Below are 26,044 nucleotides of genomic sequence, written 5' to 3' on the forward strand. Positions count from 1 at the left end.
ATCGCGGCGCCGTGACTCGAATCCCCTGCCCGGTTCTGGACGAAGTCACCACCGACGGTGGCGTACCTCACCGTCCGGCGAGGTCCGGCGACCCCGACGGATCAGGCGCGCACGGGGGTGCTCAGCATCCCCCACTCCTCGAGCCCCTCGTAGAGCGGGAAGTCGAGGGCGAGCCGGGACACGCGTCCCCGCAGCGAGGACACGTCGGCGTCCGCGCCGCCGGCGAGCGCGGTGGCGATGATGTCGGCGACCTCGGCGAACTGCTCGGCCCCGAAGCCACGGGTCGCCAGCGCCGGCGTCCCGATCCGCAGGCCGGACGTGACCATCGGCGGGCGCGGGTCGAACGGGACCGCGTTGCGGTTGACGGTGATGCCCACCTGGTGCAGGAGGTCCTCGGCCTGCTGACCGTCGAGCTCGCTGTTGCGCAGGTCGACGAGGACCAGGTGCACGTCGGTGCCGCCGGTGAGCACCGACACCCCCGACGACGCGACGTCCGAGCCGGTGAGGCGGTCGGCGAGGATGCGTGCGCCCTCGAGGGTGCGCTGCTGGCGGGCGACGAACTCGTCGCTCATCGCGATCTTGAAGGTCACGGCCTTCGCGGCGATCGCGTGCATCAGGGGCCCGCCCTGCTGACCCGGGAAGACCGCGGAGTTGAGCTTCTTGGCCCACTCCTTCTTCGCCAGGATGAGCCCGGAGCGGGGTCCACCGAGGGTCTTGTGGACGGTCGTGGACACGACGTCGGCGTAGGGCACCGGCGACGGGTGCACGCCGGCGGCGACCAGGCCGGCGAAGTGGGCCATGTCGACCCAGAGGTGCGCACCGACCTCGTCGGCGATGGAGCGGAACGCGGCGAAGTCGAGGGTGCGGGGGTAGGCGGACCAGCCCGCGACGATGACCTTCGGCTTCTCCGCGAGGGCGATCGACCGGACCTCGTCCATGTCGATGCGGTGGTCCTCCTTGCTGACGCCGTAGGCCGCGGTCTCGTAGAGCTTCCCGGAGAAGTTCAGGCGCATGCCGTGCGTCAGGTGACCGCCGTGGGCGAGGTCGAGGCCGAGGAGCTTCTCGCCCGGCTCCATCAGCGTCATCAGGACGGCGGCGTTGGCCGAGGCGCCCGAGTGCGGCTGGACGTTGGCGAACTCGGCGCCGAACAGTTCCTTGGCGCGGTCGCGCGCGATGTCCTCGACGACGTCGACGTACTCGCAGCCGCCGTAGTAGCGACGGCCGGGATACCCCTCGGCGTACTTGTTGGTCAGGACACTGCCCTGGGCCTGCAGGACCGCGCGCGGGACGAAGTTCTCCGAGGCGATCATCTCGAGGGTGTCGCGCTGTCGGCTCAGTTCGCCGTTCATCGCGGCGGCGACGTCGGGGTCGATCTCGGCCAGCGAGGCGGTGGTCAGGTCGTCAGCGCTCATGGGGCCAGTCTATGGCGAGCCGCTCAGGACGCGAGTTCCGCCCTGAGCGCGGCAGGCGTGAGCGGCTCGTCGAGCAGTCGGCCGAAGCGGCGCAGCGCATCCCCGTGGGGATCGGCGTCGAGCCAGGCGCCGAGCAGCCGGTATCCCTCGACGTAGGTGCTGATGTAGGCCCGCCAGAGCGGGGAGGACAGGAACCGCAGCATCTGTCGGGCCCGCGCCGGGGTCGCCAGCAGCCACCGCTGGAGGAACTCGGCGACGGTGTCGGCGTCGGCGCCGCGGTCGTGCAGCAGCAGCGCCGCGTCCTGGCGGACGGCGAGCAGTCCCCCGGTCGCGCGGGCGATCCGCTCCGCGCGCTCGCCGTCGAAGCGCAGACCGAGGTCGGCGTAGATCTCCTGCGCCCAGCGACCCCAGCCGTCCCCGACCGCCGCGTGCAGGGCGTGGTCGGCGAGGCCTTCGGCCATGAGGCACTGCGGCGTGTTGACCAGGAAGATCGTCTGCTCGTCCTGACCGCCACCGACGAGGATCTGCTCCTTGCGACAGTGCTCCGTGTGATGGCCGGGGTAGGCCTCGTGCGCGATGAGGTGCGGCAGCGACGCCATGTACTGCGTGAGGTCGCCGTTGATGGCCACCCGCGAGCGGTAGTCGCCCAGGTAGTAGTTGAACCCCGACCACGGCTTGTCGGAGACGACCTCGAGCTCCACCGTCTCGACGTCGGGCAGCGGGTAGGTCGCCCGCACCCGGTCCCGGAGGGCGGAGGTGAACGCCGCGACGCAGTCGTCGAGTCGGTCGGCGGGGATCTCGTCGGACGCCCGATGCGCCTGGTAGCACTCGCCGAGCGGTCCCGCGCCCGGCAGCAGCTCGTCGAGCTCGGCGTGCGCGGCGCGATAGACGTCGGTGTCCTCGAGCGCGATGTCGACGTCGAAGTAGTCCCGCACCTCGTCGACGAACCCGATCTGCTCGCCCGCGAAGTGCCGCGCCGAACATTCCATCGCCCGCAGGTGCGCGTCGAGGAACGCTCTGCGGTCGCCGGGCAGCGCCGACCCGGCGATGTCGGCGCGCAGTCCCCGGACACGGTCGCGCAGCGCCGACGGGTCGGGCCGCGGGCCGTTCTCGCTCTCCGCCCGCAGCCGCGGATCACCGGTGTAGGCGTCGACGAAACCCTCCTCCAGGCGGTCGAACGCCAGGCCGATGCGGAGGTACTCGGTGACGAGGGCGTCGCGGGACATACGGCGACGGTATCCACCCCCGGCTTTCCCGGCGCGTCGGCATCGGTGACACTGGTCGGCATGTCGCGTGACACGCCGACCGGCTGCGGGCTCGTGATCGGGGCGCCATGTCACGCATGACCGAGCCGAGCCCGTACATCGAGCTCGACCGTCGACAGTGGCGGACGCTGCGCCAGTCGGTCCCCCTCGCCATGAACGAGGAGGAGCTCGGCTCCTACCGCGGCCTCGGGGAGCAGATCGACCTGTCGGAGGTCGCCGACGTCTACCTGCCGCTCTCGCGTCTGATCCACCTGCAGGTCGCCGCCCGGCAACGCCTGTTCGCCGCCACGTCGACGTTCCTCGGCGAACGCAACCCGGAACGGCAGGTGCCGTTCGTGATCGGGGTGGCGGGCAGTGTGGCCGTGGGCAAGTCGACCACGGCGCGTGTCCTGCAGGCGCTGCTGTCACGGTGGGAGGCACACCCCCGGGTCGACCTGGTCACGACCGACGGCTTCCTCTACCCGACACGCGAGCTGCGTCGTCGAGGGATCATGCACCGCAAGGGATTCCCGGAGTCCTACGACCGTCGCGCGCTGCTGAGGTTCGTCACCGAGGTGAAGTCGGGGTCACGGGACGTCAGCGCGCCGGTCTACTCCCACCTGTCCTACGACATCGTCAAAGGCGTCCGGCATCACGTGCAGCAGCCCGACATCCTCATCCTCGAGGGTCTCAACGTGTTGCAGACCGGTCCGCGGTTGATGGTCTCGGATCTGTTCGACTTCTCGGTGTACGTCGACGCCCGTATCGAGGACATCGAGGACTGGTACGTGAAGCGCTTCCTCGCGATGCGGTCCACGGCCTTCGCCGACCCCAACTCGCACTTCCACGCGTACGCGTCGCTGAACGACGTCGACGCGACCGAGGCGGCCCGCGACATCTGGCACGGCATCAACCTGCCGAACCTCGTGCAGAACATCCTGCCGACCCGTCCCCGGGCCACCCTGGTGCTGCGCAAGGACGCCGACCACTCGATCAACCGGGTGCGCCTGCGCAAGATCTGAGGCGTCAGCGCCCGAATCGTCGACTGCGGGCGGCGTAGTCGCGCAGTGCGCGCAGGAAGTCCACGCGACGGAACTCCGGCCAGTAGGCGTCGGTGAACCAGATCTCCGAATACGCGCTCTGCCACAACAGGAATCCCGACAACCGCTGCTCGCCCGACGTCCGGATGACGAGGTCGGGATCGGGCTGGCCGCGGGTGTAGAGATGGGAGTCGATCGCGTCGACGGTGACGGCGTCGACGAGGTCGTGGGGGTCGGTCACCTCGCCGACCTTGTCGGCCAGCAGCGACCGCACCGCGTCGACGATCTCCTGCCGACCGCCGTAGCCGACGGCCACGTTCACGTGCATCCCGGTGCGGTCGGCGGTGCGCTCCTCGGCGGTCTTCAGCCGCTGGGCGACCCGCTCGGGCAACTGGTCCAGGGTGCCGACGATCTTCACGCGCCACCGCTCGTCCGGCGCGGCGATCTCGTCGACGATGTCGGGGACGATCTCCATCAGAGCGTCGAGTTCGTCCGACGCCCGACTGAGGTTCTCCGTCGACAGCAGGTAGATGGTGACGAGCTCGATGGACAGCTCCGAGCACCAGCGCAGCATCTCGGCGATCTTCTGCGCGCCGACGCGGTGACCGTGGCTGACGTCCTCGAAACCGGCCTCCCGCGCCCAGCGACGGTTCCCGTCGCAGATGATCGCGATGTGTCTCGGGAGACGGTCCGGGTCCATGAGCTGCACCAGCCGTCCCTCGTAGACCCGGTAGAGGGGTCCACGGACGCCGGTGGGGATCAGCTTCACGCCAGCAGAGACTACTCGCGGATCGGTGGGAAATCGTCGTCCCGTGCCCAACCTACGGTACCGTAGGTTCGTAACCGCACATCGATCACGGGGAGGTCAGACGATGTCGCTCACCTCGGGTGCGACCGACAGCACCCCCGACCGCGCACCGCAGCTGACGGACACGCTCACCGATCTCGTCGCCGACCTGCGTCCGCGCATGCGCGGGTGGATCCATCTCTACGCCGGGTTCGTCGCCATCGCGACCGGCGTCGCCCTGGTGGCCGGTTCGGCGATCGTCGCCGGTGGCACCGCCGCCGCGGCGTGCGCGGTCTACGCGATCACGGTGTGCGGGGTGTTCGGCGTCAGCGCGACCTATCACCGCGTCCGCTGGACCACACAGCGCGCACGCACGTGGATGAAGCGTGCCGACCACTCGATGATCTTCGTGTTCATCGCGGGCAGCTACACACCCTTCTGCGTCCTGGGGCTCCCCTCGCCGACACGGTGGATCGTGCTCGGTGTGGTGTGGGGCGGCGCCCTGGCGGGGGTCGCACTCAAGACGGCGTGGCCCGGTGCGCCCCGCTGGGTGGGGGTGCCGCTCTACATCCTGCTCGGCTGGACGATCGTCGTCGTCGCGCCGACCCTCGTCGACCACGTCGGGGTCGCGGTGCTGGCGCTGCTCGCCGTCGGCGGGGTGCTCTACAGCGGAGGCGCGATCCTCTACGCGACGCGGTGGCCCAACCCCTGGCCGACCACCTTCGGCCACCACGAGTTCTTCCACGCCGCAACGGTCGTCGCAGCACTCGTGCACTACGTGGCGATCTGGCTGGTCGTCACCGGCGCCGGCTGAGCCCATCCGTCACCCGCTCCGGCCTGGCCGCCGTGGCGGCGCGCCCGCCCTGCCCGACGTGCCGCGGCGAGCTCGCCCAGTACGTCGACGGTGGTGTCGAAGGCCATGCACGCGTCGGTCACCGACTGCCCGTAGACGAGCGGTCGCGCCGACGGTGACTGGGCACCCTCGACGAGGAAGCTCTCGAGCATCACACCCGCGACAGCCGTGCTGCCGCCCGCGACCTGGGCCGCGACGTCGGCCGCGACCGTCGGCTGGCGCCGGTGGTCCTTGCCGGAGTTCGCGTGCGAGCAGTCGACCATCACCCGCGCGGTGACCCCGGCGGTGCCGCAGGCGGCGCTCGCCGCCGCGACCGATCCGGCGTCGGCGTTCGTCCCCGACCGGCCGCCCCGCAGGATGACGTGACAGTCCTCGTTGCCGACCGTCTCGACGACGGCCGCGCGACCGTCCTCGTCGACACCGAAGAAGGTGTGTGCGCCGGCCGCGGCCCGCACACCGTCGATCGCGGCCTGGAGGTCACCGTCGGTGCCGTTCTTGAACCCGATCGGCATCGACAGCCCCGAGGCGAGCTGTCGATGCACCTGCGACTCCGTCGTCCGCGCCCCGATCGCACCCCACGCGACCGTGTCGGCGATGTACTGCGGGCTCGTCGGCTCGAGGAACTCGCAGCCGACCGCCAGTCCGCGGTCGACGACGTCGAGCAGGAGCGTGCGCGCGATCCGCAGCCCCCGCTCGATGTCGTGGGTGCCGTCCATGTCGGGGTCGTTGATGAGGCCCTTCCACCCGACGGTGGTCCGGGGCTTCTCGAAGTACACCCGCATCACGACGAGGAGGTCGTCGGCGAGATCGCGCGCCTGCACCGCGAGCCGATCGGCGTAGTCGAGGGCGGCGACGGGGTCGTGCACCGAGCAGGGACCGACCACGACGAGCAGCCGGTCGTCGCGTCCGGCGAGGATGTCGGCGACCTCGCCGCGGTGGGCGGCGACGCGCGCCGCGGACTCGGCGGGGAGCGGGAGATCGTCGAGGAGTTCCCGTGGGCCGGGCAGCGGTCGCATCCGGGCGACGCGGGTGTCGGTGACCGGCGATCGGTCCGAGATGACGGTCATGAGAGTGCCTTTCGTGGGGCGGGCACTCGTCGCCACCGCGTCCGGTGCCCTGTTGACAGGAAGAGCAGCGACCGACTGGTCGCTGCTCTCGGGGCTCCGGGGAAGGTGTCGCGGCTACGTCCGGCGGGACGCTCCATCGTCGGCTCCACCCGGAGCCTCGATAAAGCGCCAGCGATAGGCGCAGCCGGTGATGATCACGAGACCACGCTAACAGATGGCGACATGTCCATTTTTCGCGAAACCGAACTGTGGGTTCTCACCAAGTTGTTGAGGCGAACGAGTTTTCTCCGCCGTCGGCCCCTAGCGTTCCCCCTCGGAAGTGACCGGCATCACGGTCCTCCGTCTCGAACCCGACTGTCTCGAACCCACTCAGGAGGACCGCCCGTCATGCGCACACTCTCGTCCCGTTCACGTTCGTTCAGCACGGCCGTCGGCTCGCTGGCCTCGGCCGCCGCCGTCGTCGGCGTGACCCTCGGTGCCGGCGCCGCGGGGGCCGCGACGATCTCCCCCGCCGGCACCGCGTTCACCGCGCCGGGCACCATCACGGTCACCTCCCCGGCGTCGTTCAACGTGCCGGTCACCTGCAACATCGTGTTCTCCGGTTCGGTGAACGCCGACGGATCCGCCGCCACCATCACCGACGCCAAGGTCAGTGGCAGCAACTACCTCTGCACCGTGCCCAAGATCCAGAACCTCCCCTGGACCCTGACGCCCACCAGCGCCACCACCGGCACGGTCTCGAACGTCGCGTTCTCGGTGCTCACCAGCAACTGCGGTCCGGCCACGCTCTCCGGGTCGTTCGACAACATGACGAACACGCTGTCGTCGTCCAACCAGTCGCTGCCCGGCAACTGCACCATCAACAACCTGTCGGTGAACCCGAACCCGGCCTTCACCCTGTCCTGATCGAGAACGCACACGGCCCCGACGCAGTCGCGTCGGGGCCGTGTTGGTCGGGCGGGTCTACTCCGTGTGCGGACGACGTCCGGTCGTCGAGTCCGAACCGTCACCCGGGCCGACGTCGGGCACGCCGGGGGCGTCGGTGCCCTCGTCGGCGGCCTGGTCTGCGACGGGGTCGTCGCGGTCGAAGTCGGCGGGCAGCTTCTTCAGGTGGCGGCTCATCGAGCGGATGAGGAACACCGTCGCGACGAGCAGCACCAACACGATCAGCAGGCCCAGCGGCGAGGCCTTGCCGAACTCGGGGCCGTCGGCGTCGCGGGCGAGCACGTCCACGACCGGCGCGGAGGCGATCACCCCGGCGGCGATCACGCGGTCACCTCATCCGGTTCGTCGGCCACGATCCCGGCGAACAGATCGGTCTCCGGGATGGCGGTCTTCACCCGGGTCCGGGCGAGCTCGAACTCGTCCGTCGGCCACAGCCGCTGCTGCCAGTCCATGGGCACCGCGAAGAACATGCCGTTCGGGTCGATCTGCGTCGCGTGCGCGCGCAGGGCCTCGTCACGCTGCGGGAAGAAGTCGCCGCTCGTCACCTGTGTGGTCACGCGACCCATGAGGTCGCCACGGCTGGGGTCCCAGTTCGCCAACCACTCCGCGAACGGGTTCTCCATGCCGTGCTTCTCGAACTCCTCGGAGAACAGCAGCATCCGGTCCCGGATGAACCCGTGGGTGTAGTAGATCTTCGAGACCGTCCAGGGCTCGCCGGCCTCGGGATACCGGTCGGGGTCACCGGCCGCCTCGAACGCGGCCATCGAGACCTCGTGGCAGCGGATGTGGTCGGGATGCGGATACCCACCGCGCTCGTCGTAGGTGATCATCACGTGCGGACGGAACTCGCGGACGACCTCGACGAGCTTGCCGGTCGACTCCTCGAGCGGGACCAGCGCGAAACACCCCTCCGGCAGCGGGGGCAGCGGATCGCCCTCCGGCAGACCGGAGTCGACGTAGCCGAGCCAGCGATGCTGGACGCCCAGTGCGGCCGCAGCCTTCGCCATCTCCTCGCGCCGGACCTCGACCATGTTGTCCTTGATCCCGGGCAGGTCCATCGCGGGGTTGAGGATGTCGCCGCGCTCGCCGCCGGTGAGGGTGACGACCATCACGTCGTTGCCCTCACTGACGTACTTGGCCATGGTGGCGGCGCCCTTGCTCGACTCGTCGTCGGGGTGGGCGTGGACCGCCATCAGCCGAAGGCCACTCACCAGCACGTCTCCACTTCTCGCGATCTCGATCTCGACGCGGCCCATTCTCCCACCGTCCGGCCGCGGCGCGGTCCGCAGGTGGCCCCCGGACGCGCGCGCACGGGGTCCTCGCAGCTGCGCGTGCTACATCTGATGCATGACCGTCGGCCCCGACCCCTCCCCCTCGGGCAGTCCCGCACCGCCCGCCGGGCGGTACCCGACGGAGAGCAGCCCGCAGCGTCGGCGGCGGTGGCTGATCGGGTTGTCGGTCCTGGTGGTGGTGGCCGGGGTCGCGATCGCCTGGGTCGGGTACTCGCGCTTCGCCGACCCGCCGGTCTCCGGCGAGGGCACCGGATACGACATCGTCGACGGGTCCACGGTCGACGTCTCGTTCACCGTCACCCGCAGCGACCCGAGCGAGGCCGTGGCGTGCGTCGTCCGGGCACGGTCGCGCGCCGGCGACGAGATCGGTCGCCGCGAGGTGCTCATCCCGCCGGGCGACGCGCAGCAGACCGCCGTCGAGTCCCGGGTGAAGACCACCGGCCCGCCCGCGATCGGCGAGGTCTTCGGCTGCACCACGAGCGTCCCGCCCTATCTGACCGCCGACAGCGGCTAGATCGTCCGCGCATGTCGTGCGATCGCACGACTTCCGGTCACAGCTCGATCTCAGCCGCTTCTCTCGGCTAACGAACTCCCCGCGCCCGGCGAGAACCCGGTCACATGACCGAGACGATCGGAGCGCGCCGTGACCAGAACCATCCACCGGGCATCGGGAGCCATCGCCCTCGCCACCGTGATCGGGGCGGCACTCGCCGCCTGCGGTGACACTTCACGAGCCACCCCGACCACTCCCACCGTGACGGTCACGTCGACAGCGTCGCGATCCGCGCCCGCACCGACGGACACGGCACAGACCGCGGCCGATGCGGCCGATCCGACGACCGCAGCAGGGGATGTGCAGAACGCGTCGACCTGCGATCCCGGCGGGCCGTCAGCGGCCACCGTCGCCCGTGACGCGGCCACGATCGTCCAACCGCGGGACAGCAGGTGGGTACCCGATCCGGACGTGGGGCGGGGCGGCGACTTCTGCGACGGCCTGTCCTGGGTCGCCGTCGAGGGCGCCAACTCGTTCTTCCCCGCGCGATCTCGACAACTGCTGATCTATCACGACGGCACGTTCCAGGGCACGGCGATCCGCTGCGAAGCCTTCCGTGGCCAGGAGGTCAGCAGCACCGCCTCGGACGCGATCCGTGTCACCTACCGCTTCGTCGACCTGTCCATCCCGGAGCAGAGCCGGAAACAGGATCCGTTGGGCCGCGCGACGGTCACGTTCCGCTGGAACGGTTCTCGGGTCGTGATGGACGGCTCGCTCCCCTATGCGTTCACGAAAGGCCAGTGCTGACATGAGGACATACACCCGCACCGTCGTCGCCGGCATCGCATGCCTGATCGGCGTGACCGTGGCCGGCTGCTCCACGGACACGCCCCGCGCGACACCGACCACCCCGACGGTCACCCGGACGGTGACCGCCGCACCGGCGAGCACCCCCGCCGAGCCGGCCGACGACCCGACCACCCGGGACACCGTGACAGCCGCGCCTGCCACCACGGCCGCGGACACACCGTGCGGCCCGTATGCCGATGCGGCGGCGAAGATCTCGGCGGCGACAGCACGGATCGCGCCGCCGTCGGCGACACAGGACTGGACGTGGGCGACCACCCGTTCGGTGATGACGTCGTGCAACCAACTGTCCTGGGCGGAGCTGACGACCGCCCATGGAACCGCGTCGTCCGCGGACCAGCTTCTCCTCTTCGGCCCCGACGGCGCCTGGCTCGGTACCGGGATCCGCTGCAACGCGGGCCTGGCATGGGTTCGCGGCTCCGGCAGCGACCACGTCGACGTCCACTACGGGTACTTCCACGGTGAGAACACCAGCACCGCGAACCCCGGCGGCGGCACCGACGTCACGTTCCGCTGGAACGGCTCCCGCGTCGTCATGGAGGGGACGCTGCCGCAGGAGTTCCTCGACCAGTGCGAGAACCCCAGCTGACGTCGCTGGTGGCATGATCGCCCACCATGACCACCGCCAAGTCTGGGCGGCCGGTCCCACACACCGACGACGATCGGCGGGCCCAGAGCCCGGTGGGCCCGGCCTTCGCCACCCTCTCCAGTCCTTACTTCCCCTATCTCGTCGCGCTGTTCGTCGGCGTGATGATCATCAGCAACATCACCGGCACGAAGGGCGTCCTGCTCTTCCCGTCGCTGTCGTTCGACGCCGGACCGCTCTCGATGAACGGCCTCGTCACCGACGGCGCGTTCTATCTCTTCCCCCTCGCCTACGTCCTCGGCGACGTCATCAGCGAGGTGTACGGCTTCCGCGCCATGCGGCGCGTCATCCTGTCCGGCTTCGGCGTGCTCCTGTTGGCCTCGCTGTGCTTCTGGATCACCATCGAACTCCCCGCCGCGGACTTCTACGACGGTCAGCAGGCGTTCCGCACCGTCGCCGGCGTCGTACCGCAGTTCCTCCTCGCGGGCCTGTCGGGATACGTCGTCGGCGAGTTCCTCAACTCCTACGTCATGGTGAAGATGAAGGCGCGCAGCGGGGAGCGCCGGCTGTGGGCCAGGCTGATCAGCTCGACGATCGTCGGGGAGTTCGCCGACACCCTCGTCTTCTGTTCGATCGCCGCGTCGGCACTGGGCATCTCACGGTGGCAGGACTTCGTGAACTACACCGTCGTGGGGTTCGTGTGGAAGACCCTCGTGGAGGTCGCCGTCATGCCGATCACCTACGCCGTCTGCGCCCGGCTGAAGAAGGCGGAACCGACCTACCAGGAGGCTCTCGCAGCACGCCTGCCGCAGCAGTGACCAGCGCAAAAGCAGCGGTCGATTCGTACACATGGGGTAGCATCGAACGACGCACGGCTCCGAGAGGGGCCGTGTTGCTGCATTCAGCAGGTGCTACGCAGCGGCACTGCGGCCCGACGCGGGCACGAACGAGTTGGCGAGGAGCGAGACGATGACCGACACCCAGGTGACGTGGCTGACCCAGGAGTCCCACGATCGGCTGAAGAACGAGTTGGACTCACTCATCGCGAACCGACCTGTCATCGCGGCCGAGATCAACGAGCGCCGCGAGGAGGGTGACCTCAAGGAGAACGGCGGTTACCACGCGGCGCGCGAGGAGCAGGGTCAGCAGGAGGCGCGGATCCGCCAGCTGCAGGAGCTGCTGAACACCGCCAAGGTCGGCGAGGCTCCGACGCAGTCGGGTGTCGCGCTGCCGGGATCGGTCGTCAAGGTGTACTACGACGGCGACGAGTCCGACACCGAGACCTTCCTCATCGCGACCCGCGAAGAGGGGTCGGGCGACAGCAAGCTCGAGACCTACTCCCCCAGCTCGCCGCTGGGCGCTGCGCTCATCGACGCCAAGGTCGGCGAGACGCGCGAGTACACCGTGCCCTCGGGCGCCGTGGTGAAGGTGACGCTGGTCAGCGCGGAGCCTTACCACTCCTGATCGACCCCCTCCGACAGCCCGTGTCCTGACCAGGACGCGGGCTGTCGTCGTTGTTCCCCGTCGAACGGTTCAGTCGAGATATCCGGCGGCCCGCAGCGCAGCCCGGACGTCGTCCTGGTGCTCGGGACCACGGGTCTCGAGGCTGACGGTGACCTGCACCTCTCCGAGTCGCAGCTCACCGGCCACGCGGGAGTGGATGACGTCGACGACGCTGGCGCCGGTGTCGCGCAGGGTCTCCAACAGCTGCGCCAAGCCACCGGGCCGGTCCGGGACGGTCACCGCGACGGTGAGGTAGCGGCCCGCCGCCTGCAGGCCGTGCGTCGTGAGGTGCGAGAGCAGGAGCGGGTCGACGTTGCCGCCCGACAGCACCACGCACACCTGTCCGGACACCGTCGGCGCATCCGGGTGCATCAGCGCCGCGACGGCGACCGCACCCGCCGGCTCGACGAGCAACTTCGCGCGCTCCAACATCAGCAGGACCGCGCGACTGATGAGATCCTCGCCGACGGTGACGATCTCGTCGACCAGCGACTCGACGTGGGTGAACGTGACCTCCCCGGGCATGGCCACCGCGATGCCGTCGGCCATGGTGTTCATCGACTCCGCGCGCGTCGGCTTGCCCGCCGCCAGCGAGCCGGGCCACGCCGCAGCGGCCTCCGCCTGCACACCGATCACACGGATGTCCGGGCGGGCGACCTTGACGGCAGCGGCCACACCGGCCAGCAGACCACCCCCGCCCAGCGGGGCGATCACCGTCCCGACGTCGGGCATCTGCTGGAGGATCTCGACGCCGACGGTCGCCTGACCGGCAACGATGTCCTCGTGGTCGAACGGGTGGATGAGCACCGCGCCGGTCTCGTCGGCGAACCGTCGCGCCTCGTCCAGACTCTCGTCGATGATCGCCCCGGAGAGCACCACCTCGGCGCCGTAGGCCCGCGTCGCCGACACCTTGGGGAGCGAGGCGCCGGTCGGCATGTAGACGCGGGCGGGGATGCCGAGCGTGGTGGCCGACCACGCGACACCCTGCGCATGGTTGCCGGCACTGGCCGCGACGACGCCCCGGGCACGCTCGTCGTCGGAGAGGCCGGCGATCCGCACGTAGGCGCCGCGCGGCTTGAACGACCCGGTGCGCTGGAGGTTCTCGCACTTGAGCCACACGTCGCCGCCGCAGAGGTCCGACAGCGCCCGCGACGCCACCATCGGGGTACGTCGCATCACCGGTGCCAGCGTCTGCACGGCGGCCTCGATGCGATCCGGGAGAATGATCACGCCCGACGGTAACGCCGAACTGCCACCCAGTCCTGTCCGTGACGCCAGAGATCCCTTAGATCCCGGCGGTGTGCTGGACCCATGACGAACACAGCGACTCTCACCATCACCGACGACACCGACGTCGACATCGCCCAGGCCCTGCTGCGCCGCGGGCACCGCGTCGTCGTCGAGGGCGATGACCTGATGCTGCTCATGGCAGCAGTGCGTGGGTTCGGCGCCCCCCGGGCCACGGTCGTGGCGACCGCACCCACCCGCGAGTCCGTCGCGCTCGCGGCCTGAGCCGGCTCAGGCCAGCGCGCTCTCCAGGTCCCCGATGAGGTCGGCGACGTCCTCGATGCCGACCGACAGGCGCACCAGGTTGGCGGGCACCTCCAGCAGGGAACCGGCCGTCGACGCATGCGTCATCGCGGCCGGGTGCTCGATGAGGGACTCGATGCCGCCGAGCGACTCGGCCAGGGTGAACACCTCGGTCCGCGCGCAGAACTCCTGCGCCGCAGCGGGTCCACCCGCGACCAGCACCGAGATCATCCCGCCGAACCGACGCATCTGACGGGCCGCCACGGCGTGGCCGGGGTGCGACTCGACGCCCGGGTAGAGCACCTTCTCGATCTTCGGGTGACCGGCGAGGAAGTCGACGATCGCCTCGGCGTTGTCGCTGTGCCGGTCCATCCGGACCGCGAGCGTCTTGATGCCGCGCATCGTCAGGTACGCGTCGAACGGGCCGGGGACCGCGCCCGCACCGTTCTGCAGGAAGGCGAGATCGGCGTCGAGGGTCTCGTCGTCGGTCACCAGGGCACCGCCGACGACGTCGGAATGACCGCCGAGGTACTTCGTCGTCGAGTGCAGGACGACGTCGGCGCCGAGCGCCAACGGCTGCTGCAGGTACGGCGAGGCGAAGGTGTTGTCGACGACGAGTCGCGCCCCACCCTCGTGGGCGACGCCCGCGATCGCGGTGATGTCACCGACGTTGAGCAGTGGGTTGGTGGGTGTCTCGACCCAGACCAGCTTCGTCGCGGGGGTGATGGCCGCACGGACCGCGTCGACGTCGGAGACGGGTGCCACCGAGTAGGTGATCCCCCACTGCGTGAAGACCTTGTCGATGAGGCGGAACGTGCCGCCGTAGGCGTCGTTGGGGATGACGAGATGGTCGCCCGGACGCAGCGTGGCACGCAGCAGGGCGTCGGTGGCGGCCATGCCGGACGCGAACGCACGCCCGAACGCGCCGCCCTCGATGCCGGCGAGGTTGCCCTCGAGCGCCTGCCGCGTGGGGTTGCCGGTCCGCGCGTACTCGAATCCGCCGCGGAGACCGCCGACGCCGTCCTGCGCGAACGTCGAACTGGCGTAGATGGGCGGGTTGACCGCCCCGGTCAGCGGATCCGGTTCGTATCCGGCGTGGATCGCCTTCGTCCCGAATCCCTGCCACCGGCTCGCGTCGGCCCGACTGCGCTGTTCAGACATGAGCCCAGCCTATCGCCGGGCCCCGGGCTCCCCCGGGGCCGGGCGCAGGCTGATCAGAACCGTCCGGAGCTGACGAACGTGAGCAGGTCGTGGCGGGTGATCACGCCGATCGGCTTCCCGTCCTCGACCACCATCAACGCGTCCGACTCGCCGAGTGCCTTGCGCGCGGCGGACACCTGTTCGCCGGCGCCGATGAGCGGCAACGGCTCCCCCATGTGCGCCGACACCGGGTCCGCGAGGTTGGCCCGGCCCTCGAACACCGCACTGAGCAGCTCGCGCTCGCTCACCGCACCGGCGACCTCACCGGCCATGATCGGCGGCTCGGCGCCGACGACCGGCATCTGCGACACCTCGAACTCGCGGAGGATCTCGATGGCGTCGCGCAGGGTCTCCTGCGGGTGGGTGTGCACGAAGTCGGGCAGAGCGCCGGACTTGCCGCGCAGCAGGTCGCCGACCGTCGGCTCGGCGGCCTCCTTGCCGTCCATCGGGGTGCTGAGGAACCCGTAGCTGCGCATCCAGGCGTCGTTGAAGATCTTGCCCATGTAGCCACGCCCCCCGTCGGGAAGGAGCACCACGACGAGGGCGTCGGGACCCTCGCGCTCGGCCACGCGCAGCGCCGCAACCATCGCCATGCCGCACGAGCCGCCGACGAGGAGACCCTCCTCGCGGGCGAGGCGACGTGTCATCTCGAACGAGTCGGCGTCGGAGACGGCGATGATCTCGTCCGGGATCGAGGGGTCGTAGGCGCTGGGCCAGAAGTCCTCGCCCACACCCTCGACGAGGTAGGGACGGCCGGTGCCGCCGGAGTACACCGAGCCCTCGGGGTCGGCGCCGATGATCTTCACGCGACCGTCGGACACCTCCTTCAAGTACTTCCCGGTGCCGGTGATGGTGCCGCCGGTGCCCACGCCCGCGACGAAGTGGGTGATCGTGCCGTCGGTGTCGGCCCAGATCTCCGGGCCGGTCGTCTCGTAGTGGCTCTGCGGACCGGCCGGGTTCGCGTACTGGTTCGGCTTCCAGGCGCCGTCGATCTCCTTCACCAACCGGTCGGAGACGCTGTAGTAGCTGTCGGGGTTGTCGGGGGCGACCGCGGTCGGGCAGACGACGACCTCGGCGCCGTAGGCGCGCAAGACGTTGCGCTTGTCCTCGCCGACCTTGTCGGGGCACACGAACACGCAGCGGTAGCCGCGCTGCTGCGCGACGAGCGCGAGACCGACGCCGGTGTTGCCCGACGTCGGTTCGACGATGGTGCCGCCGGGCTTGAGCTCTCCCGACGCCTCCGCGGCGTCGACCATCTTCACCGCGATGCGGTCCTTCGACGAGCCACCGGGGTTGAGGTACTCCACCTTCGCGGCGACGGTGGCCGAGTTCGGTGCGACGACCGAGTGGACCTTCACCAGCGGGGTGCCGCCGACCAGGTCGACGATGTGATCAGCGATGCGCATGCCTCCATCGTTCCAGACATGCGGACGCCGCGGTCGCGCGATGTGCCCCTGCCGAGGCCGACCGACAGCACGCCGCGGACACGCCTGCGCGTGCCCGGTCCGTACGACCGGTGTCCGTATCCTGGGGCCGTGCCCCCTTCTCGTCGACGGATCGCACGCGATGTGGCGACGACCGCGGCCGCGACGGCCGGCAGTGCCGGAGCGGGGTGGGCCGCGTGGACGTTCCTCAACGGTCAGGCCCGCGTCGCCCGGGAGGTCATCCCGCACCGCACCGACAACGCCCCGAACGGCGACGGTCTCTACCGACCCGACGGCTCGGGCCCCGAGCGCATCCGCCCGGGCGTCGTCGCCGACCTGCACCTCATGGTGTTCGGCGACTCCACCGCGGCCGGGCTCGGCGCCGAGGTCGCCGACGAGACCCCGGGCGTGCAACTGACGCGCATGTTGGCGCGGGAGACCGACCGGACCGTCCGGCTGAGCACCAAGGCGATCGTCGGTGCCACCTCGCGCGGGTTGTCCGGACAGGTCGACGCGATGCTCGTCGCCGGGCCGCCGCCGGACATCGCCGTCATCCTCATCGGCGCGAACGACATCACCGCCGTCAACCATGTCCGACCGTCGGCCAAACGTCTCGGCGCGGCCGTCCGGCGCCTGGTCGAGGTGGACGCGAACGTGGTCGTGGGGACCTGCCCCGACCTCGGCGTCGTCACCGCGATCCCGCAGCCGTTGCGGACCGTGCTGCGGCAGTGGGGTTTCCAGCTCGCGCGGGCCCAGGCGCACGAGGTCCGCGCCGCCGGCGGCCGACCCGTCCCGCTGGCGGACCTGTTGGCCCGCGAGTTCCTCGCCGCACCCGACCGCATGTTCTCCGCAGACCACTACCACCCGTCGGCGGCGGGGTACCTCCTCGCGGCGGAGACCCTCCTCCCGGAGGTCCTCGCCTCGATCGGCGAATGGGGCTCGGCGCCTCTGCCCGACCCGCCCGAGGTGTCGGAGTTCGCCGAGAACAACCGCGTCCTCGCGCGCATCGGACGGGCCGTCGGCCGCCCGCTGCGGCCGCGTCGGCACATCGACGAGCCGGTGCTCCGCGAGCAGACCGGACCGACCGCGTAACGTCCCCCTCGCCGACCCCTGTCGATCAGCGGCCCGCCATCGCGCGCCCTGCTCACCCCGAGGAGTTCCCCATGCCCGAAGCCGTCATCGTCTCCGTCGCCCGCTCCCCGATCGGCCGCGCCGGCAAGGGATCGCTGCGCGAGGTGCGCCCCGACGAGATGGGGCGCCAGATGATCCAGGCCGCGCTGGACAAGATCCCCGCACTGGACACCGCCGACATCGACGACCTGCACTTCGGCATCGGCCAGCCCGGTGGCCAGGGTGGTTTCAACATCGCCCGTGTCGTCGCCGTCGAGCTCGGCCTCGACCACGTCCCCGGCGTGACGGTGAACCGCTACTGCTCGTCGTCGCTGCAGACCACCCGCATGGCGTTCCACGCCATCAAAGCCGGTGAGGGCGACGTGTTCATCTCCGCCGGCGCCGAGAGCGTGTCGAGCTTCGGTTCCGGCAGCGCCGACGGGTGGCCCGACACCAAGAACCCGCTCTTCGACGACGCGATGGCCCGGACCGCCAAGGCCGCCGAGGGTGGGGCGCCGGCGTGGACCGACCCGCGCGAGCAGGGCCTCATCCCCGACGTCTACATCCCGATGGGCCAGACGGCGGAGAACGTCGCGAGCTTCACCGGGATCTCCCGCGAGGACCAGGACCACTGGGGTGTGCGCAGTCAGAACCGCGCGGAGGAGGCCATCAAGTCCGGCTTCTTCGAGCGGGAGATCTCGCCGATCACCCTCGCCGACGGCTCGCAGGTGACCACCGACGACGGCCCACGCGCCGGCACCACCTACGAGAAGGTGTCGCAGCTGCAGCCGGTGTTCCGTCCCGACGGCACCATCACCGCCGGCAACGCCTGCCCGCTCAACGACGGTGCGGCCGCGGTGGTCGTCATGAGCGACACCAAGGCCAAAGAGCTGGGGCTCACCCCGCTCGCGCGCATCGTGTCCACCGCCGCGACGGGCCTGTCCCCGGAGATCATGGGCCTCGGTCCGATCGAGGCCATCCGCAAGGCGCTGGCCATCGCGGGCAAGTCGGTCTCCGACATCGACCTGTTCGAGATCAACGAGGCCTTCGCGGTGCAGGTGCTCGGCTCGGCGAACGAGCTCGGCATCGACCACGACAAGCTCAACGTGTCCGGCGGCGCGATCGCCCTCGGTCACCCCTTCGGCATGACCGGCGCCCGGATCACGGCCACCCTGCTGAACAACCTCGCCACCCACGACAAGACGTTCGGCGTCGAGTCGATGTGTGTCGGCGGGGGTCAGGGCATGGCGATGGTGCTCGAACGCCTGAGCTGACACGACACGACGACGGCCGCCGACGGGATGTCCCGCCGGCGGCCGTCGTCGTCGTGGGGTGTCAGACCGCGGCGACCGCCGCGTCGTCCTCGATCACCGGGGCGAGCGGCTTCGGGAAGCGCAGCAGACAGACGAGCCCGATCAGCACGATCCCCAGGCATCCCGCGACCGTGAACACGGTCCGCACACCGTCGGCGATCGCCTCGGAGGCAGCGGCCTGCGTCGTGTGGTCGCCCGCGGACACCACCGTCATCACGGTGACGAACAAGGCGGTCCCGGCCGCGCCCGCGACCTGCTGGAAGGTGCCCAGCGCGGCCGATCCGTGCGAATACCGCTCCGGCGCCACCGATCCGAGGGCCAGGGTCATCAGCGGCGTGAACGTCGCGGCGAGGCCCAGGCAGAGCAGGACGTTGGCCCCCAGCAGCCACCACACGCTCGTCGACGTGTCCACGACGGAGAGCGACCACACACCCGCAGTGATGGCGAGCGCACCGGGCAGCACCAGCGGACGATGTCCGCGCAGGTCGTAGACACGACCGATCACCGGTCCGGCCAGTCCCATCACCAGACCGCCCGGGAGGGTGAGCAGCCCGGTGGTGAACGGGCTGAAGCCGAGGACGGCCTGGGCGAAGTACGGCACCACGATGAACGTGCCCATCATCGTCGCCATGGCGACGACCATCGCGACGATCGACAGCGTGAACGTCGACGACGAGAACACGCGCAGGTCGAGCAGCGCACGATCGGTGCGGGCGAGCAGGAGTTGTCGCGCGACGAACGCCGCGAGCGCGCAGGCGCCCACGGTGAACGGGATCCAGACCGGGACGGCCGATCCGTGGTCGGCGGCTTCACCGATCCCGACGAGCCCGTACACGAGGCCACCGAAACCGAGGACGGCGAGCGGCACGGAGAGCAGGTCGATCGGCGCGGACACCCGGGGCCCGACGGGCTTCACGAGGACCAGGCCGGCGACCAGTGCGGCGGCCGCGATCGGGGCGACCACGCCGAAGACCCACCGCCACCCCAGGTTGTCGAGGACGAGACCCGACACGGTCGGCCCGAGCGCCGGCGCGACCGCGATGACGACGGAGATGTTGCCCATCATCACCCCGCGTCGGTTCTCCGGGACGACGGTCATGACCGTGGTCATCAGCAGCGGCAGCATGATCGCGGTGCCCAGCGCCTGTACGACCCGCGCGACGAGCAGCACCTCGAAACCCGGTGCGGCGAACGCGATCACCGTCCCGACCGTGAACGCCGACATGGCCGCGACGAACAGTGTCCGCGTGCCGTGCCGATGGATGAGGAAGCCCGTCAGCGGGATGACGACCGCCATGGTGAGCATGAAGGCGGTCGTCAGCCACTGCCCGACGCTCGGCGGGACCCCGAGGTCCCTCTGCAGCACCGGGATCGCCACGCTCATGACGGTCTCGTTGAGGATCACCACGAACGAGGCGACGAGCAGCACACCGATCACGACGACGTGCTCGCGGGGGAGTCGGTCGTCCGGGGCGGCCGGTGTCGGCGCGGCGGGGGTGGTCGCGGCGGTCATCTGGGGTCCTCTCGGCGTCGGATGGCGTCACCGGGTACAGACCCGACGCGTCCGCAGAACTCATCGCCGCGATCGGGATGGCCGATCGTCGACGGTCGGGTGACGGTAGCAACAGTGGCCGACAGGGATCGACCGGATTTCCCGCACACGACGACAGCCCCGCACCGTGTCGGTGCGGGGCTGTCGGTCCGATGTCGTCGGCGTAGGGCCGACGCCGGGTCAGTCCTGGTTGAAGTAGCTGAGCAGACGCAGGATCTCGACGTACAGCCACACCAGGGTCACGGTCAGGCCGAGCGCGATGCCCCAGGCGGCGCGCGACGGGGCGCCGGCGCGGATGAGGCGATCCGCCGAGTCGAAGTCGACGAGGAAGCTGAACGCCGCCAGGCCGATGCAGACCAGCGAGAAGATGATCGCGATCGGGCCGCCGTCGTACAGACCCAGGCCAGAGCCACCGTTGAAGAAGCCGACCACCAGGTTGCCCAGGATGAGCACGATGACACCCATGAGGGCGGCGAAGAGCATCCGCGTGAAGCGGGGCGTGACGCGGATCGCGCCGGTCTTGTAGACGACGAGCATGCCCGCGAACACACCGAAGGTGCCCAGGATCGCCTGACCGATCAGCACGCCGGCGGAGGTCCCGCTGACGGCGAGGTTGGCGAACACGAACGACACCGCACCGACGAACAGGCCCTCCAGGACCGCGTACGACAGCACGATCGCGGGGTTGTCCTGCTTGCGTCCGAAGCTGGCGACCATCACCAGGGCGAAACCACCGAGGGCACCGACGAGGAGCAACGGCATCGCCAGCGCCACGTTCTGGTGCACGAGGAAGTACGACACGATCGACGACAGGATCAGGACGCCGAGGGTCATGGCCGTCTTGGTGACGACGTCGTCGATGGTCAGTGCACGGGTGCCGACCGGCTGATTCGGCCGCGCGTAGGGGTCCACCTGCTGCGGCTGGCCCGCCTGGCCGTACATCGCCTGGCCGGCGCCGGCCACACCGGTACCGAACCCGGCATAGCCCCCGGCCTTCGAGTTGTCGCGGAGCACTCCGCGCATCACCGGATTGCTGCTCTCTCGCACCGCTGGGGTCCTTTCGAAGTTCTGCCCGTCCCGACCGGCGGTCGGGCCTCGACAGAGGCGTACATCTCCCCAACGACACACCGGTCGCCAGGGTTCCCGCCCGACTTTACTTGCTCTTGACCTTTCGCGCCGTCGGACGCACCGCTACGGCGCGGGGACGTCGCCGACCTGGCAGGCCAGCGCGAAACCCCTGTCGAAGGCGCGAAGCCGGTCGGCCTCCACGTCGTAGAAGAGTCGCGTCATCGCGTCACGCATCTCGGGCAGGACCCGCCCTGACATGCGCAGCACACGCGGTAGGAACGGCGCGGGGATCTCCGCGCACAGCCGGTCGACGGCCAGGGCGTAGACGGGCGCGACGTCGAGATAGTCGGACCGGAACTCGCGGTAGTCCCGCTCGTCGGCGACCGCCGCGTACGCCTCGGCGAGCGCGCGCGGCATGTCGTCCTCCATGTGCGCCCGCGACGCGGCGACGACCCCGGCGGCGACGTGACGGAACGAGCGGGGGTTGTCGTTCTCGTCGCACACGGCCCACGCCTCGCGCCACGCGGTGGAGACGGCCCCACCCGAGGTGTAGGCGTGCAGGTTCGAGACATGCCGGCGGTGCAGGACGGCCATCAGCCGCATCATCCACTCGGGCTCGGCGTAGCGGCCCTCGTCGACGCGGTGCAGCAGCTCCTCGGTGGTGAGGGCGCACAGCCGGGCGAACCAGGCCTTCGGGTCCTCGTCGGCGGCGAGCTCGTCGGCCAGGATCCGCTGATGACCGAGGTACCGCTCGAGCTGCGGCCGCAGGGCCGCGGCGCCACCCGGCCGCCGACGGGGCGTCCGGCGGTACGGCAGCGGCTCGGGGTCGGCGGCGAGGTGCCGCGACTGCTCGGAGAGACCCTTCAGCGACTTCTCGATCGACCGCCGCAGCGGGGGCGCGACCAACGGACCGACGGTGGGGACGAAGTCGACGTCGACGACGTAGTGCACGGCGCACCCGTCGTCGGTGGGCTCGATGTCGATGGAGCAGCTGTACTCCCGCAGCAGCGGGGACGCCTTGAAGATCCGATACGCGAAGCGGTTCGGCTCATCGGCGCAGGTGACGACCTCCTGGACGCGGGGCCGGGTGGGCAGGTCGACCTTCACCTCACGGACGGCACCGGCGCGGTCCATCCGGCCGTCGCCACCCGCGTCGCGGGCGGTGGTGAGGCCACGGGACCACGTGTTCTTGACGGCCGGGTCCGTGAGGAGGCGCCACGCCTGCTCCACACTGCAGTCGAGGTCGGTCGCCAGGTCGAATCGGGTCATGGTGGTCGTCGCTCTGCCGTTCACATGTACGGGGATGGCGCTCATCCTGCGTGTCCCGACACCCGTGGTCAAGAGGTGCCGATGGTCGCGCCCCGAACGCCACCTCGGCATTCACGGTGGCACAGGTCCCGTGTCACGTCGACCTCGAACTCGCGGGTTCGTGACGGGTCACCGGGGACCCCCACGCGACGCGGACCGCCGCATCGGCGAACATGGCATCCTGCAGCACATTCCGGGGCCGGGCCACGGGCCCCACTGCTTAACACAACAAATGATGTGTGATGTGAAACCATCGCCCCCATAGCCCAATTGGCAGAGGCAGCGGACTTAAAATCCGCCCAGTGTCGGTTCGAACCCGACTGGGGGCACTACCGGTCTCCGACCGGGGGGCACGACCGGAGGGGTCGTCCGGTCAACGGACGGCAGCCGGGTGGAGAACCTCGTGGAGCCGGTCCGGCCCTCGGCCCGACCGAAGGCCACGGAGCATCACGGCGCACCCCAGCGCCGACAGGATCGCCGCCGACGCGTAGAGCGTCACGTACCCGAACACGTCGCCGACGACCCCGGCCGCGAACCCCGCGACACCCTGCACCACCACGACCGCGCAAGCGAGCAGGGTGTAATCCGTTCCCGCGAAGGCCTTCTCGGCCGAGTCCATCATGAGTGCGAACACCGCGACGGTGGCGATGCCACCGCAGACGTGTTCGGCCACCGTCGCGACGACGATCACCCCGACCCCGCCGCCGCCCGCGGCCACGACGAACGCCACCAACGCGACCGACTGGGCGACACCACCCACGAGGAGAGCCGTCACCCGACCGAGTCGGAACGCGAGCACTCCCCCCACCGCGGCTCCCGCGACGGCGGCGCCCGACGACACCGCGCCGTCGAGAAGGGCGATCTCCCGCAGCGTCAGACCCTGATCGGACAGGAAGGGACCGATCAGCGCCGACCCCATCGCGCTGCCGAACTTGTACGCCGCCACCAACCCGACGAGCGCGAGGACACCCGGCCGCGCCAGCCGTCGCGCCCAGGTGACCGGCGACGCCGCGGCATCCTCGCGGCGCACCGGGGACGCCGTGTCGCGGAACCACAGCACGGGGATGGTGGTGAGCACCACCAGGACCGCCATCGCCACGAAGAGTGCCCGCCAGTCGGCGATCGAGTACAGCCACAGCAGCCCGCCGCCGCCGGCGATCATCCCGACGCGGTACGCGCCGACCTGGATGCCGTTGCCGAGCCCCCTCCCCCGCGTGTCGAGGGCGGTGACGGCGATGCCGTCGGTCGCGACGTCCTGGGTCGCGGCGAACACGTTGATCAGTGCCACGCCGACGAAGAGTGGAGCCGTCGACGCACCGAGATCGACACAGGCGAGGACGAGAGCCACTGTGGCGGTGGCGATCTGCATCGCCACGACCCACCGTCGGCGGGTCCCCGTACGGTCGACGAGCGGCGCCCAGAGGACCTTCAGGGCCCACGGCGCGAACAGGATCCCGGTGGCGCTGATCGCCACGAGCGAGTACCCCGACTGCCGCAGCACGACGGGCAGTGCCGTCGTGAAGAACCCGTACGGCAGACCCTGTGCGAAGTAGAGCGACAGGAGGAGGACGACCACCGACGGTCGCGCCGACGAGGCGCGCGTCGCGGTGGTCATCGTCCTGGCCGAGCGGCCTCGGTCAGCCGTCGACCTGGTCGCGCAGACCCTCGGTCGCCATCTGGATGATCGCCTTCTTGCCCTTGTTCAGGACGAACCCGGGAACGGGGATCTTCGGGTCCAGGCTCATCTCGAACTCGACGTGTGTGCCCCCGCCGTCGGCGTCGGTGAGCGTGTACACGGCGTGCTGCGCCTTCTGCTGGCCGCCCTCGACGAGATCCCAGGTGACACCGGAGTCCGACCACGAGAACGACAGCGTCTGCTCGTCGCTGATCCCCATGAGCGACACCTTCATCCAAGCCTTGGTCGGGCGTCCCTCGTCGTCGCGCTCGAGGACCTCGATCTCCTTGTGGATCGGTGACCACGTGGGGAGGTTCTCGACGTCGGCGATCGCCGCCAGTACGTCTGCGCGAGAGGCTTTCACATCGACCTGTGCGGTTCCGGAGACCATGCGCCCACTCTAACGTGACAACGAGCGTTGCAACGTCGAGTCGTCGTTCCCGACGTCGGGTGTGGGACCCTTCACCGTCCGGGGCCCCCGGATCCCGGCACAACACACAGCGGCCACGACGCACAAGCCCGCGGCCAGATGGAAGGCGAGGTCGTAGCTGCCCTCGGCGTCCCGGATCCACCCGGCCCCGAACGCCGCGACGGCCGCGCCGATCTGATGCGAGGCGAACACCCAGCCGAAGACGACCGGCGTCCGGTCGCCGAACCACTCGCGGCAGATCGCGATCGTCGGCGGCACGGTGGCCACCCAGTCGAGGCCGTAGAAGATGATGAACACCCACGTGCTGGGCTCGGCGTGCGGTGACAGCAACGACGGCAGCAGCACGAGCGACACCCCGCGACCGAGGTAGTACACGACGAGCAGCACCCGCGGGCTGACACGGTCGGTCAACCACCCCGAGAAGACGGTGCCCGCGACGTCGAAGATGCCGATCGTCGCGAGCAGGCCCGCCGCGACCGTCGTCGGCATCCCGTGATCGCCCGCCGCAGGGATGAAGTGCGTGCCGATCAGGCCGTTGGTCGTCATCCCGCAGATGGCGAAGCTCGCTGCGAGGAGCCAGAACGCACGGGTGCGCATCCCGATGACCAGACCTGCGAACGCCGCGGAGAACGTCCCCGTCGGGAGGACCTCCTCGGGCGTGTCGGCGACCCCACCGACGGGTGCCAGCCCGACGTCGGACGGGCGGTCGCGGATGAACACCAGCACCAGAGGGACGACGGCCAGAGCCACCGCGGTGACGATGAGCGATGCGACGCGCCACCCGAAGCGATCGGTGGCGGCCGCGACCACGGGCAGGAAGATCAGCTGGCCGGTGGCGCTCGCCGCGGTGAGGATGCCCGTGACCAGACCCCGTCGTTCGACGAACCACCGGGTGGCCACGGTGGCCACGAAGCCCATCGAGATGGACCCGGTGCCGAGCCCCACCAGCACGCCCCACAGCAGCAACAGTTGCCACTCGGCGGTCATCGTCGCACCCAGCCCCGTACCGGCGGCGATGAGCGCCAGTGCGACCGCGAGGACCGGCCGCACCCCGAAGCGGTCCATGAGCGCCGCGGCGAACGGCGCGGTGAGACCGAACAGCGTCATGTTGATCGACATCGCGGCACCGACCGTGGCGTGCGACCACCCGAACTCCATGTGGAGCGGGTCCATCATGACGCTCGGTACGGCACGGAACCCGGCGGCGCCGAGGATCGCGACGAAGGCGACCGCCGCGACGATCCATCCGCGATGGATCCGGCGGGTCGGGGTCAGCAGCATGAGGAGAACTCTCGCCCATCGGGACGCGCCTCGCCATTGGCACGATCGCCACAATGCGGGAAGA

The 26,044-nt window shown here is 70.2% G+C and carries 26 protein-coding genes and 1 tRNA gene; 12 read left to right on the forward strand and 15 right to left on the reverse strand.

Translation table 11 applies throughout. From position 1 onward, the window contains the following. Positions 1 to 101: 101 nt before the first annotated feature. Positions 102 to 1,412: a serine hydroxymethyltransferase gene (glyA, locus tag LX12_RS08105; RefSeq protein ID WP_253654035.1), complete on the reverse strand. Its 1,311-nt coding sequence runs from the start codon at positions 1,410 to 1,412 to the stop codon at positions 102 to 104. A gap of 23 nt (positions 1,413 to 1,435) precedes the next feature. Then, a complete protein-coding gene (locus LX12_RS08110) occupies positions 1,436 to 2,638 on the reverse strand; it encodes a DUF885 domain-containing protein (protein WP_253654036.1) in 1,203 nt (400 codons plus the stop codon). Between the two features lie 107 nt (positions 2,639 to 2,745). Between LX12_RS08110 and coaA the strand changes: the two genes are divergently transcribed. After that, positions 2,746 to 3,678: a type I pantothenate kinase gene (gene coaA, locus LX12_RS08115; protein WP_253654037.1), complete on the forward strand. Its 933-nt coding sequence runs from the start codon at positions 2,746 to 2,748 to the stop codon at positions 3,676 to 3,678. 4 nt (positions 3,679 to 3,682) lie between these two features. Here coaA and LX12_RS08120 read toward each other — a convergent pair whose 3' ends face one another. Then, on the reverse strand, positions 3,683 to 4,465 hold the full coding sequence (locus LX12_RS08120; protein WP_253654038.1) for an isoprenyl transferase: 783 nt from the start codon (positions 4,463 to 4,465) through the stop codon (positions 3,683 to 3,685). Between the two features lie 199 nt (positions 4,466 to 4,664). Here LX12_RS08120 and trhA point away from each other — a divergent pair, with 199 nt between their 5' ends. Then, entirely contained in the window at positions 4,665 to 5,297 is a 633-nt protein-coding gene (gene trhA, locus LX12_RS08125) for a PAQR family membrane homeostasis protein TrhA (RefSeq protein WP_253654572.1), read from the forward strand. Here the strand turns inward: trhA and LX12_RS08130 are convergent. Further along, complete coding sequence (locus LX12_RS08130; protein ID WP_253654039.1) at positions 5,258 to 6,403, reverse strand: 3-deoxy-7-phosphoheptulonate synthase; 1,146 nt, start codon at positions 6,401 to 6,403, stop codon at positions 5,258 to 5,260. The two genes, trhA and LX12_RS08130, sit on opposite strands and share 40 nt — an antisense overlap. A gap of 387 nt (positions 6,404 to 6,790) precedes the next feature. Between LX12_RS08130 and praA the strand changes: the two genes are divergently transcribed. After that, positions 6,791 to 7,309 carry an alkane oxidation protein activator PraA gene (gene praA / locus LX12_RS08135; RefSeq protein ID WP_253654040.1) on the forward strand — a complete coding sequence of 173 codons (519 nt, stop codon included), beginning with the start codon at positions 6,791 to 6,793 and terminating at the stop codon, positions 7,307 to 7,309. A 57-nt stretch (positions 7,310 to 7,366) separates the two neighbouring features. On the opposite strand, the gene LX12_RS08140 is transcribed toward praA, so the two are convergent. Together LX12_RS08140 and mca are read right to left on the reverse strand one after the other, a co-directional pair. Further along, the gene (locus LX12_RS08140; protein WP_253654573.1) at positions 7,367 to 7,669 is read right to left on the reverse strand and encodes a hypothetical protein; all 303 of its coding nucleotides are present in this window, start codon (positions 7,667 to 7,669) and stop codon (positions 7,367 to 7,369) included. Continuing rightward, positions 7,669 to 8,541: a mycothiol conjugate amidase Mca gene (gene mca / locus LX12_RS08145; RefSeq protein WP_253654574.1), complete on the reverse strand. Its 873-nt coding sequence runs from the start codon at positions 8,539 to 8,541 to the stop codon at positions 7,669 to 7,671. The genes LX12_RS08140 and mca overlap by 1 nt, the downstream gene beginning before the upstream one ends. Positions 8,542 to 8,695: 154 nt before the next feature. On the opposite strand from mca, the gene LX12_RS08150 reads away from it, so the two are divergent. From LX12_RS08150 to greA, 5 genes are all read left to right on the forward strand, one after another. Continuing rightward, complete coding sequence (locus LX12_RS08150) at positions 8,696 to 9,154, forward strand: DUF4307 domain-containing protein (protein ID WP_253654041.1); 459 nt, start codon at positions 8,696 to 8,698, stop codon at positions 9,152 to 9,154. 129 nt (positions 9,155 to 9,283) lie between these two features. Continuing rightward, on the forward strand, positions 9,284 to 9,940 hold the full coding sequence (locus LX12_RS22195) for an LppP/LprE family lipoprotein (RefSeq protein WP_253654042.1): 657 nt from the start codon (positions 9,284 to 9,286) through the stop codon (positions 9,938 to 9,940). A gap of 1 nt (position 9,941) precedes the next feature. Then, positions 9,942 to 10,589 carry an LppP/LprE family lipoprotein gene (locus tag LX12_RS08160; RefSeq protein ID WP_253654043.1) on the forward strand — a complete coding sequence of 216 codons (648 nt, stop codon included), beginning with the start codon at positions 9,942 to 9,944 and terminating at the stop codon, positions 10,587 to 10,589. Between the two features lie 26 nt (positions 10,590 to 10,615). Next, a complete protein-coding gene (locus LX12_RS08165; protein WP_253654044.1) occupies positions 10,616 to 11,404 on the forward strand; it encodes a queuosine precursor transporter in 789 nt (262 codons plus the stop codon). Positions 11,405 to 11,555: 151 nt separating this feature from the next. Then, entirely contained in the window at positions 11,556 to 12,050 is a 495-nt protein-coding gene (gene greA, locus LX12_RS08170; RefSeq protein WP_253654045.1) for a transcription elongation factor GreA, read from the forward strand. A 69-nt stretch (positions 12,051 to 12,119) separates the two neighbouring features. Here greA and ilvA read toward each other — a convergent pair whose 3' ends face one another. Then, complete coding sequence (ilvA, locus tag LX12_RS08175; RefSeq protein ID WP_253654575.1) at positions 12,120 to 13,265, reverse strand: threonine ammonia-lyase; 1,146 nt, start codon at positions 13,263 to 13,265, stop codon at positions 12,120 to 12,122. Between the two features lie 135 nt (positions 13,266 to 13,400). On the opposite strand from ilvA, the gene LX12_RS08180 reads away from it, so the two are divergent. Further along, on the forward strand, positions 13,401 to 13,601 hold the full coding sequence (locus tag LX12_RS08180; protein ID WP_253654046.1) for a hypothetical protein: 201 nt from the start codon (positions 13,401 to 13,403) through the stop codon (positions 13,599 to 13,601). Between the two features lie 6 nt (positions 13,602 to 13,607). On the opposite strand, the gene LX12_RS08185 is transcribed toward LX12_RS08180, so the two are convergent. Next, positions 13,608 to 14,780: a cystathionine gamma-synthase gene (locus LX12_RS08185; protein WP_253654047.1), complete on the reverse strand. Its 1,173-nt coding sequence runs from the start codon at positions 14,778 to 14,780 to the stop codon at positions 13,608 to 13,610. A 53-nt stretch (positions 14,781 to 14,833) separates the two neighbouring features. Further along, positions 14,834 to 16,225 carry a cystathionine beta-synthase gene (locus tag LX12_RS08190; RefSeq protein ID WP_253654048.1) on the reverse strand — a complete coding sequence of 464 codons (1,392 nt, stop codon included), beginning with the start codon at positions 16,223 to 16,225 and terminating at the stop codon, positions 14,834 to 14,836. 129 nt (positions 16,226 to 16,354) lie between these two features. Between LX12_RS08190 and LX12_RS08195 the strand changes: the two genes are divergently transcribed. Then, positions 16,355 to 17,335, forward strand: coding sequence for an SGNH/GDSL hydrolase family protein (locus LX12_RS08195; RefSeq protein WP_253654049.1), 981 nt, complete (start codon positions 16,355 to 16,357; stop codon positions 17,333 to 17,335). A gap of 71 nt (positions 17,336 to 17,406) precedes the next feature. Then, positions 17,407 to 18,627: an acetyl-CoA C-acetyltransferase gene (locus LX12_RS08200; protein ID WP_253654050.1), complete on the forward strand. Its 1,221-nt coding sequence runs from the start codon at positions 17,407 to 17,409 to the stop codon at positions 18,625 to 18,627. A 61-nt stretch (positions 18,628 to 18,688) separates the two neighbouring features. On the opposite strand, the gene LX12_RS08205 is transcribed toward LX12_RS08200, so the two are convergent. From LX12_RS08205 to LX12_RS08215, 3 genes are all read right to left on the reverse strand, one after another. Then, a complete protein-coding gene (locus LX12_RS08205) occupies positions 18,689 to 20,179 on the reverse strand; it encodes an MDR family MFS transporter (RefSeq protein ID WP_253654051.1) in 1,491 nt (496 codons plus the stop codon). A gap of 219 nt (positions 20,180 to 20,398) precedes the next feature. Continuing rightward, a complete protein-coding gene (locus LX12_RS08210) occupies positions 20,399 to 21,265 on the reverse strand; it encodes a Bax inhibitor-1/YccA family protein (RefSeq protein ID WP_253654052.1) in 867 nt (288 codons plus the stop codon). Positions 21,266 to 21,409: 144 nt separating this feature from the next. After that, a complete protein-coding gene (locus LX12_RS08215; RefSeq protein WP_253654053.1) occupies positions 21,410 to 22,555 on the reverse strand; it encodes an SRPBCC family protein in 1,146 nt (381 codons plus the stop codon). 294 nt (positions 22,556 to 22,849) lie between these two features. Between LX12_RS08215 and LX12_RS08220 the strand changes: the two genes are divergently transcribed. Then, positions 22,850 to 22,923: transfer RNA gene (locus tag LX12_RS08220), tRNA-Leu, on the forward strand. 44 nt (positions 22,924 to 22,967) lie between these two features. Here the strand turns inward: LX12_RS08220 and LX12_RS08225 are convergent. The 3 genes from LX12_RS08225 to LX12_RS08235 are packed head-to-tail and all read right to left on the reverse strand — an operon-like array spanning position 22,968 to position 25,980. Then, entirely contained in the window at positions 22,968 to 24,209 is a 1,242-nt protein-coding gene (locus tag LX12_RS08225) for an MFS transporter (protein WP_253654054.1), read from the reverse strand. A 22-nt stretch (positions 24,210 to 24,231) separates the two neighbouring features. Then, positions 24,232 to 24,660, reverse strand: a complete 429-nt coding sequence (locus LX12_RS08230; protein ID WP_253654055.1) for an SRPBCC family protein — start codon at positions 24,658 to 24,660, stop codon at positions 24,232 to 24,234. 9 nt (positions 24,661 to 24,669) lie between these two features. Beyond that, positions 24,670 to 25,980 (reverse strand): MFS transporter, encoded by a 1,311-nt coding sequence (locus LX12_RS08235; RefSeq protein WP_253654056.1) that lies wholly within the window; start codon positions 25,978 to 25,980, stop codon positions 24,670 to 24,672. Between the last annotated feature and the right edge of the window lie 64 nt (positions 25,981 to 26,044).

The organism is Williamsia serinedens (assembly GCF_024171725.1).
GTDB classification, from domain to species: Bacteria; Actinomycetota; Actinomycetes; order Mycobacteriales; family Mycobacteriaceae; genus Williamsia_A; species Williamsia_A serinedens.